Below are 12,169 nucleotides of genomic sequence, written 5' to 3' on the forward strand. Positions count from 1 at the left end.
TTAGGCATGGCTTACCTTGCTAACTGCCTCAGTCCTGGGACCGGTGACGGAAGGCGCGCACGGCAAGCGGAGCGAAGATCGCGGTGAGCACGATCGGCCACAGGATCGAGACGAGCACGGCGTGCTCCAACGGCCACGCGGCGCTGTCAGGCGCCTGGGCTGCGTTGCCCCAGAGCTCTCGCGAGGCCTGGGTCAGCGCCGAGACGGGGTTCCACTCGGCGACGAAGCGGAGCCACCTCGGCATGGCTTCGGTCGGTGCGAACGTGTTGGCCACGAAGGTCAGCGGGAACATCACGGTGAACATGAAGCCCTGCACGGCCTCGACGGTGCGCATCAGTGAGCCGATCCAGATGCCCAGCCAGATCATCGAGAAGCCGAACAGCAGCATCAGGAGATAGGCCAGCACCCCGTTGACCACGCCGTCGCGGATGCGCCAGCCGATCAGGAGGCCCGTCACCGACATCACCGCGATGCCGATGCTGGAGTGGATCAGGCTCGAGATGCTGCGCCCGACCAGCACGGACTGGCGTGAGATCGGCAGCGACTTGAGCCGGTCGACGATGCCCTTCTGCAGGTCGTTGGTCAGTCCCATCGCCACGATCGCGGAGGAGAAGATGATCGTCTGCACCATGATGCCCGGCAGCAGGAACTCGCGATAGCTGCCGCCACCCGGCACGTCGATCGCGCCGCCGAAGACATAGGCGAACAGCAGCACGAACATGACCGGCTGGATCGTGACGTCGAGCAGCATCTCGGGCATGCGCTTGATGTGGATCAGGTTGCGCCACACCACGGTCGCCGACGAGCCGACGAGGGTCGGCGGGTGTATCGGTGGACGTTCGATCTGCGTGCTCATGAATGAGCCTCCTCGAGCTGCTCGGTCGCGGTGTCGTCGGTGGATTCGGCCCGATGGCCGGTGAGGTGCAGGAAGACGTCGTCGAGGCTGGGTCGTTTGAGCCCCAGGTCGTCGACGGCGATCCCGCTGGCCTCGAAGACGTTGCCGATGCGGGACATGTCGCCGAGCCCGCCGGCCTTGGCGGTGAGCCGCCGAGCGACCTCGTCGACGTGGACCTCTGATGAGCAGGTGCGCATCAGCCGCTCGGCCTCAGGCAGGTCGGAGGCGTGGGTCAGCGTCAGCACGACGGCGGCCTCGCCGGCCTGGTCCTTGAGCTGCGTCGGCGTGCCCGAGGCGATGACCTTGCCCTTGTCGATCACGATGATCTCGTCGGCGAGCTGATCGGCCTCTTCGAGGTACTGGGTCGTGAGCAGCAACGTCGTGCCCTCGCGCACCAGCCCGCGAAGGACCTCCCACAGCTCGGTGCGGCTGCGCGGGTCGAGGCCTGTCGTCGGCTCGTCGAGGAACAGCACCGGCGGGGCGGCGATCAGGCTGACCGCGAGGTCGAGCCGCCGGCGCATGCCGCCGGAGTAGGTCTTGGCCGTACGGTCGGCCGCCTCGGTCAGCGAGAAGCGTTCGAGGAGCTCCTCGGAGGTCTGCAGGACGTATGCCTTGGGGAGCCCGTAGAGCCGGCCTATCAGCCGAAGGTTCTCGCGGCCCGTGAGCAGCTCGTCCACGGTGGCCGCCTGGCCGGTCAGTCCCATGCTGCGACGCACGGCTTCGGGCTCGGTGACCACGTCGTGACCGGCAACCCGGCCGGTGCCGCTGGTCGGGACGCTCAGTGTCGTGAGCATCCGAACCGTCGTGGTCTTGCCGGCGCCGTTGGGGCCGAGCAGGCCGAGGACGCTGCCCTCGGGCACCACGAAGCTCACACCGTCGACCGCGGTGTTGTCGCCGAAGCGCTTGACCAGGTCGATGGCTTCAACAGCCAGGGGGCGGGTCATGGGTATCCCTCTCAGGTGGTGAAGTATCTCCGAGACTATCTCTTGTTCCTAACAGGAATACCACAGACATGTGACATTTCCTGAACGGCTGTCATCTACAGCCGGAATCCCAGCCTGCAACCTCAACATAGGTTGAGGTCAACTCGCATCGGCCGAAACGGCACCGGCCCCGCGAGCAAGCTCACGGGGCCGGTTTGACTGCGTCAGATCAGAGGAACGAGCTCACCCAGATCTGGACGCCCTCGATGTCGACTCGCTGGTAGCCGCTGATGTAACGGCAGTTGTCGGTGTAGCCGTAGCTCGTGACGCCGACGATCAGGCCGTCGTGGAAGACCGGGCCACCCGAGTCGCCGGTACACGTGCCGCCGCCGGCGCGGTTGTCCTTCTCGTTGCCGTTGCCCTGCAGGATCTGCGGTGTGAGCTTCTGCCCGATCACCGAGGTCTGACGGCGGATCACCGGATAGGTCATCGGCGTCGGCTTCTGCGGGCCCGACTCGGCCTGGCGCACCTCGGTGCCGTAGCCCACGACGTCGAACGCTGTCTTGTTGAGCACGTTGGCCGTGAACCGGTTGAGGTAGTCCTGCGGCGCGAGTGCTGCCGGAGCGATGTCGACCGCGTGGTCGAGAACGACGACGCCGACATCGTTCCAGTTCTTCACGTCGGTGAAGTCGGAGTACTGGGGGTGCGTGTATGCCGTGCCGGACAGCTCGCCCATCGTGGCGATCTCCTCCGGCGTGTAGCCCTTCGTCGGGTCAGCCGCGGCGGGGTAGGGGTTGGGCCCCGTCTCGGCGATGACCGAGTCGAAGTCGACCAGCACACTGCCGACGACATCGCTCGTGCAGTGCGCCGCCGTGATCAGCACCGTGGGGCTGATCAGCGTCGCGGTGCAGCGAGAGCGCCCGGTGCCGTCGTAGAACAGGAGGAGACCGACGTTGGGATGGTCGTTCCCATCAGGCTCGCCACCGGTGATGGCCGAGGCCGGCCCCGCGGCGATGACGCCGGTCAGGAGCGCGACGGCCAGGCCCGCCAGCGCAACACGAATTCGCAACATCATGTCGCCTTTCCCCTCGAGTGCCGCGCCCCAATGGCCGGTCGAGTCAGGGTATCCGCAGCGAGGGTCGGCCGCAGCGCTTTGGGACGCTCGAACGCCCCGGTCGGATGACCGGGGCGCTCGTGGGGTTGCGTTACGTAGTCAGCTCGCGAGCCCTTCGCTCGCAGAGCTCGCTCCCGGTCGGCCGCGGGCGGCCCTCCCTAGGGCGCGGTGAGGCGATCAGGCAAATCGTTCGCCGTTCTTGGCCTTGTCCAGCAGCAGTGCCGGCGGCTCGAACCGCTCGCCGTACTTCGCGGCCAGCTCCTGGGCCCGCTCGGTGAACGCCTCGATGCCGATCCGGCCATCAGGCGCCTCGTAGCCGTTGATGTACTGCAGCGCACCGCCGAGCAGCGGCGGGAAGCCGATGCCGAAGATCGAGCCGATGTTGGCGTCGGCGACCGTACGAAGGACGCCCTCCTCGAGGCAGCGCACCGTGTCGAGCGACATGACGAACACCAGGCGGTCCTTGAGGTCCTGGAAGTCCGGCTGCTCGGCGGCGACGGGGAAGTGCTCGGCCAGCCCCGGCCACAGGCCCGTGCGCTTGCCGTTGTCGTCGTAGTCGAAGAAGCCCTTGCCGACGAGCTTGCTCGTGCGGCCGAGCTCGATCATCGTGTCGATGACGTCCTCGGAGCCCGTACGGACCCAGGTGCCTCCCTCGTCCTCGACGGCCTTCTGCGAGGCGACGCGGATCTTCTTCATCAGCTCGAGGTTGAGCTCGTCGCTGATCTGGATCGGACCCGTCGGGAACCCGGACTGGGTCGCGGCCCGGTCGATCGAGACCGGGTTGACGCCCTCGGCCAGCATGCCGAGGCCTTCGTTGATGTAGTGCCCGATGACGCGGCTCGTGAAGAACCCGCGGCTGTCGTTGACCACGATCGGGGTCTTCTTGATCGCCTGGACGTAGTCGAGCGCGTGGGCGATCGTCTGGTCGTTGGTCTTGGCGCCGGCGATGATCTCGACCAGGGGCATCTTGTCGACCGGCGAGAAGAAGTGGATGCCGATGAAGTCCTCAGGACGCGTGACGCCCTCGGCGAGGCCCGTGATCGGCAGCGTCGAGGTGTTGGAGCCCAGCAGGGCGTCCGGGTTGACGACCGGCTCGAGCTCGGCGAACACCGAGTGCTTGAGCTCGACCGACTCGAAGACCGCCTCGACGACGAGGTCGCAGCCCTTGAGGTCGGCGTAGTCGGCGGTCGGCGTGATGCGGGCCAGGAAGGCGTCCTTCTTCTCCTGCGTGATGCGGCCCTTCTCGAGCTGCTTGTCGAGGAGCTTCTCGCTGTAGGCCTTGCCCTTCTCGGCGGCCTCGAGGCTGACGTCCTTGAGGACGACCTCCATGCCGGCCTTCGCCGAGACGTACGCGATGCCGGCGCCCATCATGCCGGCGCCGAGCACGGCGACCTTCGTGAACTTCTTGGGCTCGATGCCCTGCGGGCGGGAGCCGCCGGCGTTGATCGCGCCGAGGTCGAAGAAGAACGCCTGCGTCATGTTCTTGAACTGCTGGCCGACCAGGAGCTCGACGAGGTAGCGCGACTCGATGCGCGACGCGGTGTCGAAGTCGACCTGCGCGCCCTCGACCGCGGCGCTCATGATGGCGCGCGGCGCCTTGTAGGCAGCACCCTTGACCTGCTTGCGCAGGTTGGCCGGGAACGCCGGCAGGAACGCAGCGAGCTTGGGGTTCGACGGCGTGCCGCCGGGCATGCGGTAACCCTTGCGGTCCCACGGCTGCGTCGCGGCTTCCTCGTTGCCGGCGTTGGCGTCGATCCACGCCTTGGCGGCCGGGATGAGCTCGTCCTGCGTCGCGACGACCTCGTCGACGAGGCCCTTGTCCTTGGCTTGCGCCGGCTTGAGGCGCGGGCCCTGCAGCAGGAAGTTCATCATCGCGTCCTGGATGCCGAACATGCGGACCGTACGCGTGACGCCGCCGCCACCGGGCAGCAGGCCGAGCGTCACCTCGGGCAGGCCGATCTCGTAGCCGCCGTCGACCGCGATGCGGTGATGCGCCGCCAGCGCGATCTCGAGGCCGCCACCGAGGGCTGCCCCGTTGATGGCCGCTACGACGGGCTTGCTGATCGTCTCGAGCTTGCGGAGCGTGGCCTTGATGCGCTCGACGTTGTCGAACAGCGCGGGCGCGTCCTCGGGCTTGGCCTGCGTCATGAGCTTGAGGTCGCCGCCGGCGAAGAACGTCTTCTTGGCCGACGAGAGGATGACGCCCTTGACCTGATCGGCGTCGGCCGCAATGTCGGCGGCGAGCTGGTCGACGGCCTTGGCCATCGAGTCGGCGTACGCCTGGTTCATCGTGTTGGCGCTCTGGCTGGGGTCGTCGAGGATCAGGTTGGCGATCCCGTCCACGAGTTCGTAGCGGACGGCTTCAGTGGTGCTTGTCATGTAGGTGTCCTATGTCCGTTTCAGATTCGTTCGACGACGGTCGCGATGCCCATGCCGCCGCCGACGCAGAGCGTGGCGAGGCCGTAGCGCAGGTCGCGGCGTTCGAGCTCGTCGATGAGGGTGCCGAGGATCATGGCGCCGGTCGCGCCGAGCGGGTGGCCCATCGCGATCGAGCCGCCGTTGACGTTGGTGCGCTCGTGCGGGAAGTCGAGGTCCTTCATGAGGCGCATCGCCACGGCGGCGAACGCCTCGTTGATCTCGAGCAGGTCGATGTCGGCGACCGTGAGGCCGGCCTTGTCGAGCGCCTTGCGGCACGCCGGTGCGGGGCCGGTGAGCATGATCGTCGGGTCGGCGCCGGAGACGGCTGTCGAGACGATGCGGGCCCGCGGGGTCAGGCCGTGGCGCTTGCCGGCGGCTTCGTTGCCGATCGCGACGAGCGCTGCGCCGTCGACGATGCCGGACGAGTTGCCGGCGTGGTGGACGTGGTTGATGCGCTCGACGTCGTGGTACTTCTCCAGCGCCACGGCGTCGAAGCCGCCCATGTCACCGATCTGCGCGAACGAGGCCGGCAGCCCGGCGAGGCTCTCGACGGTCGTTCCCTCGCGGACGAACTCGTCGTGGTCGAGGATCGTGAGGCCGTTGGCGTCCGTGACGGGGATGACCGACTTGGCGAAGTAGCCGTTGGCGATCGCCTTGGCGGCACGGGCCTGCGACTCGGCGGCGAACGTGTCGACGTCCGTACGGCTGTAGCCCTCGATCGTCGCGATCAGGTCGGCGCCAATGCCCTGCGGCACGAACGCGGTGTCGAACGCCGTGCGCGGGTCCATGGCCCAGGCTCCGCCGTCGGTGCCCATCGGCACGCGGCTCATCGACTCGACGCCACCGGCGAAGATCAGGTCTTCCCAGCCGGAGCGGACGCGACCAGCGGCCTGGTTGACGGCCTCGAGGCCGGACGCGCAGAAGCGGTTGAGCTGGACGCCGGCGACCGTGTCGGGCAGGCCCGCGGCGAGCGCGGCGGTCTTGGCGATGTCGGCGCCCTGGTCGCCGACCGGCGACACGACACCCAGCACGACATCATCGACGCCGTTGGGATCCAGGGTGGGGTTGCGCTTCTGGATCTCCTCGATCAGCCCGGTGATCAGCGAGATCGGCTTGACCTCGTGCAGTGATCCGGTCTTCTTGCCGCGACCTCGCGGGGTGCGGATGGCGTCGTAGACATAAGCCTCGGTCATAACTGGGTCCTCGCAGATCAGGTGAAAGACGTGCCGCCAAAGCGACAACCTCGATTGTGACACCAGCACTGTCAGGATGCTAGATCGCGGCCTGTGGCCCGCATCACGTGCCGCCGCAGTGGCATAGTCTCTGCACCATGAGCGTCGCACCCGCCGAGACGATGAGCGTCGAGCAGCTCGCGTCGCGCGTCGGCATGACGGTGCGGACCGTACGTTTCTACGCCGGCCGTGGCCTGATCCCGCCGCCGCGCCGCGAGGGACGCAACGGCTACTACGGCCCCGATCACCTCGCCCGGCTCGAGCTCGTCCGCGAGTTGCAGGCCCACGGGTTCACCCTCTCGGCGATCGAGGGCTATCTCGAGAACATCCCGTCAGACGCGACGCCCGAGCAGGTCGCGCTGCACCGCACGTTGCTCGCTCCGTGGATGGCCGATCGGCCCGAGGAGCTCGACCGCGAAGCCCTCGAGCTGAGGGCCGGTCGCGAGCTGGACGACCACGCGCTCGAGATGCTGATCGCCCTCGGCGTGCTCGAGCCGACACCGACCGAGGACGTCTTCCGGGTGGCTCCGGCGCACCTCGCCGTGGGCATCCAGTTCATCGAGACCGACATGCCGATCGAGGTCGCACACGCCTCGCGCCGGATCTTCGATGCGGCCGGCAAGGCCGTCGCCGAGGAGATCACCGAGGTCTTCCGCACGCTGTGGTGGCCGCAGCTTCGATCGTCCGGGCGCACCGCCGAGGACATCACGGCCCTCGTCGAGCGGTTCAAGCCGCTCACGATCCAGGCGCTCGTCACGGCGTACGAGACGGCCGTCGACGAGGCCAAGCGCGAGACGATCCGCCGAAGGACCGAGTCAAGCTAAAACCCGGTGGTTGAGGTGCGGGTCCGGTCAGAGGCCCATCGTGCGGCCGATGATCTCCTTCATGATCTCGGTCGTGCCACCGTAGATCGTCTGGATGCGGCTGTCGGTGTACGCCTTGGAGATCGGGTACTCGGTCATGTAGCCGTAGCCGCCGTGCAGCTGGAGGCACTTGGCCGCAGCCTTGTTCTGCAGCTCGGTCGTCCACCACTTGCCCATCGCGGCTTCCTCGATCGTGAGCTCGCCCTTGCTGAGGGCGACGATGCTCTTGTCGACGAACGCCTGGCCGATCTGCATCTCGGTCTCGAGCTCGGCGAGCACGAAGCGGGAGTTCTGGAACGAGCCGATGGGCTTGCCGAACGCCTTGCGCTCCTTGACGTAGTCCAGCGTCAGGTCGATGATCGCCCGCGTGGCAGCCATCGCGCCGACCGAGATCGCCAGGCGCTCCTGCGGCAGCTTCTCCATCAGGTAGATGAAGCCCTTGCCCTCCTCGCCGAGCAGGTTGGTGGCCGGGACGCGGACGTTGTCGAAGAACAGCTCGGCGGTGTCCTGCGCCTTGAGCCCCATCTTGTCGAGGTTGCGGCCGCGCTCGAAGCCCTCCATCCCCCGCTCGAGGACGATCAGCGAGACACCCATGGCGCCCGCCTCGGGATCGGTCTTGGCAGCGACGATGACGAAGTCGGCCAGGATGCCGTTGGAGATGAAGGTCTTGGCCCCGTTGACGACGTAGTGGTCACCGTCGCGGACCGCCGTGGTCTGGATCGCCTGGAGGTCTGAGCCGGTGCCCGGCTCGGTCATCGCGATCGCGGTGATCATCTCGCCGGTGCAGAACTTCGGCAGCCACCGCTGCTTCTGCTCCTCGGTCGCGTACGACAGGAGGTATCCCGACACCAGGTCGGTGTGCAGCACGAAGCCGACGCCGCTGGCACCGATCCGGATGATCTCCTCGTCGAGCACGGCGTTGAAACGGAAGTCGTTCATGCCACCGCCGCCGTACTCCTCGGGCATCATGAAGCCCAGCAGTCCGAGCTCGCCGGCCTTCTCCCACAGCTCCCGCGGCACGATGCCGTCCTTCTCCCACTGGTCGTGGTGAGGGGCGATCTCCTTCTCGCAGAACGTGCGAACCGTCTCGCGGAACGCGTCGTGGTCGGCGTCGAAAATCCCTCGCTGCATGATGTTCCTTCTGCTAGTCGGCCTGGACGGCGACGCCGTCGGCGATGAGCTGGTCGATGTCGGTGATGCCCCAGGCCGCGAGGGCCTCAATGGTGTTGGCGCCGGGCTTCGCCGGTGGCGTGGTGAGGTTGGCCGGGGTCTGCGAGAACCGTGGCGCGGGAGCCGGCTGCACCACGCCGCCCTCGTCGACGTACGTCCCACGGGCCACGTTGTGCGGGTGCTGCGCCGCTTCGTGCATCGGCACCACCGGGGCCACGCAGGCGTCGGTGCCGTCGAACAACGCGGTCCACTCGGCCTGCGTCTTGGTCGCGAACGTCTCGGAGAGGACCTTGTGGAGCGCGGGCCACTGGCTGAGGTCATTGCGGTCGGGCACGTCCTGGAGGCCGAGCACGGAGATCAGCACCTCGTAGAACCTCGGCTCGAGGGCTCCCACCGACATCCACAGACCGTCGGACGTCTCGTAGATGTCGTAGTAGGGGGCGCCCGAGTCGAGCAGGTTGGTGCCTCGTTCGGTGGTCCACAGGCCGGCGGCCTGCATCGAGAGCTGCATCGAGAGCAGGTGCGCCGCGCCATCGGTGATCGCCGCATCGACGACCTGGCCCTCGCCGGTCGACCGGGCGTGCGTCAGCGCGGCGAGGACGCCCGTCACGAGATACATCGAGCCGCCGGCGAAGTCGCCGAGCAGGTTGAGCGGGATCTGCGGTGGCCCGCCGGCCCGGCCGATGGGGTCGAGGGCACCGGCAACCGAGATGTAGTTGACGTCGTGACCCGCGGTCTGGGACAGCGGTCCGTCCTGCCCCCACCCGGTGATGCGGCCGTAGACGAGCTTCGGGTTGCGGGGGTGGCAGGCCTCCGGCCCGATCCCGAGGCGCTCGGTGACGCCGGGGCGGAAGCCCTCGATCAGGATGTCGGCCCGTTCGACGAGCTCGAGCACGACCTCGACTGCGCGGGGGTCCTTGAGGTCGAGAGCGACAGACGGGCGGCCCCGACTGAGGACGTCCTGGGCGGTCGGCACCACCAGAGCGGCACCACCGGGTCGGTCGATGCGGATGACGTCAGCACCGAGATCGGCGAGCAGCATGCCGGCGAACGGTCCCGGGCCGATGCCGACGAGCTCGACGACACGGACGCCGTGCAGAGGGCCGGAGCGAGGACTGGTCACAGCCTCGATTGTGACAGTGGCACTGTCACGGTTGCAAGTGACCCCCGTTACATACCGCGGGTATGGATATGTGTCATCATCAATGTCACGTTCAGGAAAGGAACCGCATGACGACTCGACTCGCGTACACCCGCAAGGGCTCCGGTGAGCCCCTCCTGCTGATCCACGGCATCGGGCACCGCCGCCAGGCGTGGGACCCCGTGCTGGACCGGCTGGCTGAGTCGTACGACGTCATCGCGATCGACCTCGCCGGTTTCGGCGAGTCCGAGCCCTATCCCGACGGCACGGCGTACTCGATGGACAACGCGTGCCGCATCATCGGCGAGAACCTCGAGGAGTGGGGCGTCTCCGACCCGCACGTCGTCGGCAACTCGCTCGGCGGCGCGATCGCGCTGGAGCTGGGCGCGCGCGGCATGGCTCGTTCGGTCACGGCCCTCAGCCCGGCCGGCTTCTTCCGCAACCTCGGCGACCGGGTCGTCGCCCTGTTCGCACTCATCCTGCTCAAGCTGGCGTCGCACCTTCCCCTCGCGGTCGTGCGCCCGGTGCTGCGCAGCGCCGGTGGCCGCCGGCTCATCGGGAGGACGTTGTACGTCAACGGCGAACGGATCTCGCCCGAGGACTTCGTCGGCGACACTCTGGCGCTGCGCAACGGCTCGGCATTCTTCCCGACCTTCAAGGCCGGGCTCACGTACCAGTTCAGGAGCCAGGTCGACGTTCCGACGACGATCGCGTGGGCCACTCGGGACCAGGTGCTGGTCTACGGCCAGTCGGGCCTGGCACAGGAGCGTCTCCCGAACGCGCGGCACGTCGCGCTGACGCACTGCGGGCACGTACCGATGATCGACGACCCCGGCCTCATCGTGCGGGTCATCGAGGACACGATCGACGAGGCCGCGGAGTCCAAGGAACAGGCCGCCTGAGGCGGGTCAAGGTGGTCGAGTGGCCCCGAGGAACGAGGGGCCATATCGAGACCACATGACGTGAGGTCGTGTGGTCGCGCAAGCCCTCGGCTCACGAGGTCTCGATACGCCGACTCGCAGAGCTCGCTGGCTACTCGACCGGCGAATGGGTTGAAATAGCGGCATACCTCACGACGTTGTTGTGGGTGTGGAGATCTTTGACTCGGTGGTGATCGGCGGCGGGCAGGCCGGACTGTCCTCGTCGTACCACCTGAAGAAGCGCGGCATCGAGCACGTCCTCCTCGATTCCAACCCCCGTCCGGGCGGCGCCTGGCAGCACCGTTGGGACGCGCTCACGATGCGCGACGTCCACCGCGTCTCCGACCTGCCGGACGACCCGATCCCCGACGCCGCCGACTCCGAGCGGGCCAACGCGTTCGTGCCGGCGTACTTCACGGACTACGAACGTACGCACGACCTGCCGGTGATCCGGCCGGTGCAGGTGCGCTCGGTCAGGGACGACGACGGCCTGCTCCGCATCGAAGCCGACCACGGCACGTGGCTGAGTCGGACGCTGATCAACGCGACCGGCACCTGGACGCGCCCGTTCATCCCCTACTACCCGGGCGCCGAGACGTTCGCCGGCGAGCAGCTGCACACCGTCGACTACCCGGGTCCGGACCACTTCCGCGGCAAGCGCGTCCTCGTCGTCGGGGGTGGCGCCTCCGCAGTCCAGTTCCTCGGCGCACTGCGGCCACTCACCGACACGATCTGGGTCACTCGCCGCGAGCCCGTGTGGCGCACCGACGAGTTCACCGCGGAGATCGGCCGCGAGGTCGTGGCGAAGGTCGAGGAGCGCGTACGCCAAGGGCTGCCGCCGCGCAGCGTCGTCAGCGTGACCGGACTGATGCTCCGCCCGCAGGAGCGGGAGGCGGAGCGCCTCGGCGCCTACGAGCGCCGGCCGATGTTCAGCCGCATCGAGCCCGACGGTGTGCGCTGGGCGGACGGCGCCTTCGAGCGGGTGGACGTGATCTTGTGGGCAACCGGGTTCCGGCCGGCGATCGAGCACCTCGGCCCGCTGCACCTGCGCAGCCCGCGAGGTGGGATCCAGCTCGACGGGACCACCGCGGTGGCTGACCCCCGCATCCAGATGGTCGGCTACGGACCCTCCGCGAGCACGATCGGCGCCAATCGCGCCGGCCGGTCAGCGGCGCGCGGCATTGCGACGTGGCTCGCGTCAGAAGTGGTCGGCGAGCTCGCCTGACACCGGCTGCCACTCGCGTACGGTGCGCTGCTCGACGAGACCCTGGAGCATGAACGGGTCGTTGTCGGAGAGCTCGAGCGCAGCGGCCTCGTCGTGCGCGACGAAGATCAGCAACGCCCCGCCCCGCTCACCGGCGACGAACGGCCCGGAGACCGCGAGGCGGCCCTGCTCGCTCAGCTTGCCGAGGTAGTCCCGATGGCTCGGGCGCACCTCGTCGCGCGTCGCGTCGTCGTCGGTGTAGCGGTAGACCGTGGCGAAGTAGGACATG

General features: G+C 68.0%; 11 protein-coding genes. 3 read left to right on the plus strand and 8 right to left on the minus strand.

The window, feature by feature from the left end; all coding sequences use genetic code 11:
• Positions 1-28: 28 nt before the first annotated feature.
• The 5 genes from AC1DVU_RS04295 to AC1DVU_RS04315 all read right to left on the minus strand — a co-directional run bounded on the left by AC1DVU_RS04295 (position 29) and on the right by AC1DVU_RS04315 (position 6,543).
• A complete protein-coding gene (locus AC1DVU_RS04295; protein WP_476921189.1) occupies positions 29-856 on the minus strand; it encodes an ABC transporter permease in 828 nt (275 codons plus the stop codon).
• Positions 853-1,839, minus strand: coding sequence for an ATP-binding cassette domain-containing protein (locus AC1DVU_RS04300; RefSeq protein ID WP_476921190.1), 987 nt, complete (start codon positions 1,837-1,839; stop codon positions 853-855). The genes AC1DVU_RS04295 and AC1DVU_RS04300 overlap by 4 nt, the downstream gene beginning before the upstream one ends.
• 208 nt (positions 1,840-2,047) lie before the next feature.
• On the minus strand, positions 2,048-2,893 hold the full coding sequence (locus AC1DVU_RS04305) for a trypsin-like serine protease (RefSeq protein WP_476921191.1): 846 nt from the start codon (positions 2,891-2,893) through the stop codon (positions 2,048-2,050).
• Positions 2,894-3,109: 216 nt separating this feature from the next.
• Entirely contained in the window at positions 3,110-5,311 is a 2,202-nt protein-coding gene (locus AC1DVU_RS04310) for a 3-hydroxyacyl-CoA dehydrogenase NAD-binding domain-containing protein (protein ID WP_476921192.1), read from the minus strand.
• Between the two features lie 20 nt (positions 5,312-5,331).
• Positions 5,332-6,543: an acetyl-CoA C-acetyltransferase gene (locus tag AC1DVU_RS04315; RefSeq protein WP_476921193.1), complete on the minus strand. Its 1,212-nt coding sequence runs from the start codon at positions 6,541-6,543 to the stop codon at positions 5,332-5,334.
• Between the two features lie 137 nt (positions 6,544-6,680).
• On the opposite strand from AC1DVU_RS04315, the gene AC1DVU_RS04320 reads away from it, so the two are divergent.
• The gene (locus tag AC1DVU_RS04320; protein WP_476921194.1) at positions 6,681-7,406 is read left to right on the plus strand and encodes a MerR family transcriptional regulator; all 726 of its coding nucleotides are present in this window, start codon (positions 6,681-6,683) and stop codon (positions 7,404-7,406) included.
• Positions 7,407-7,433: 27 nt separating this feature from the next.
• On the opposite strand, the gene AC1DVU_RS04325 is transcribed toward AC1DVU_RS04320, so the two are convergent.
• Positions 7,434-8,576 (minus strand): acyl-CoA dehydrogenase family protein, encoded by a 1,143-nt coding sequence (locus AC1DVU_RS04325; RefSeq protein ID WP_476921195.1) that lies wholly within the window; start codon positions 8,574-8,576, stop codon positions 7,434-7,436.
• A 13-nt stretch (positions 8,577-8,589) separates the two neighbouring features.
• Entirely contained in the window at positions 8,590-9,738 is a 1,149-nt protein-coding gene (locus AC1DVU_RS04330; protein WP_476921196.1) for a CaiB/BaiF CoA transferase family protein, read from the minus strand.
• Positions 9,739-9,845: 107 nt separating this feature from the next.
• Between AC1DVU_RS04330 and AC1DVU_RS04335 the strand changes: the two genes are divergently transcribed.
• Positions 9,846-10,658 carry an alpha/beta fold hydrolase gene (locus AC1DVU_RS04335; protein WP_476921197.1) on the plus strand — a complete coding sequence of 271 codons (813 nt, stop codon included), beginning with the start codon at positions 9,846-9,848 and terminating at the stop codon, positions 10,656-10,658.
• Positions 10,659-10,845: 187 nt separating this feature from the next.
• Positions 10,846-11,901 carry an NAD(P)-binding domain-containing protein gene (locus AC1DVU_RS04340; RefSeq protein WP_476921198.1) on the plus strand — a complete coding sequence of 352 codons (1,056 nt, stop codon included), beginning with the start codon at positions 10,846-10,848 and terminating at the stop codon, positions 11,899-11,901.
• Here the strand turns inward: AC1DVU_RS04340 and AC1DVU_RS04345 are convergent.
• The gene (locus AC1DVU_RS04345) at positions 11,875-12,168 is read right to left on the minus strand and encodes a YciI family protein (RefSeq protein WP_476921199.1); all 294 of its coding nucleotides are present in this window, start codon (positions 12,166-12,168) and stop codon (positions 11,875-11,877) included. The two genes, AC1DVU_RS04340 and AC1DVU_RS04345, sit on opposite strands and share 27 nt — an antisense overlap.
• Position 12,169 lies beyond the last annotated feature (1 nt).

Source organism: Aeromicrobium sp. P2_G6 (assembly GCF_056403535.1).